This window comes from Anabaena sp. CCY 0017 (assembly GCF_963920885.1).
Taxonomy (GTDB): domain Bacteria; phylum Cyanobacteriota; class Cyanobacteriia; order Cyanobacteriales; family Nostocaceae; genus Nodularia.
This window is the reverse complement of record NZ_CAWUDG010000081.1, coordinates 1-455: the sequence shown is the minus strand read 5'-3', so window position 1 is coordinate 455 and position 455 is coordinate 1. Positions and strand designations below refer to the sequence as shown.

1 pseudogene is annotated in these 455 nt (G+C 34.7%); it reads right to left on the bottom strand.

The features are described 5' to 3' along the window. Positions 1-21 precede the first annotated feature (21 nt). Positions 22-455, bottom strand: a pseudogene (locus ACM0OW_RS25785) (IS4 family transposase); the annotation flags it as partial.

Genomic DNA, 455 nt, shown 5'->3' with positions numbered 1-455 from the left:
CTGAAGGGGGGACAAAATCAGCTACAAGACAGACTCTATAAGCCTCATAGCTCTTAGACCTTGTTGATAATACTTACATTTATTGCGATTTAATTTCATTAACTCCGTGACTAAATCCATACAAACATCCTTAAAATTGACCCAAGTTTGACCATATAAACCGATATAAAAACTACTATGTCTCCGTTCCGTTCGACCATGTTCTTTGATCCGAGCAATATATTTTTGTATTCCTTTACGTTTGATTTGTTGACCTTGAATTGTTGCAGAGGAGTAAGCGAGCGCTATCAATAAAACTAGAGAAATAAAGCGTTCACCAGTTACATTAGTATCCTCTAAGTTATAGCCTCCCTTCTTAAAATCTCTAAACATTTCCTCAATATCAAATCTTTGTTTATAGGCAGAAATAGCCAATTCTAAGGACTCAAAATTCGTTAAAATAAACCATCCTTCTT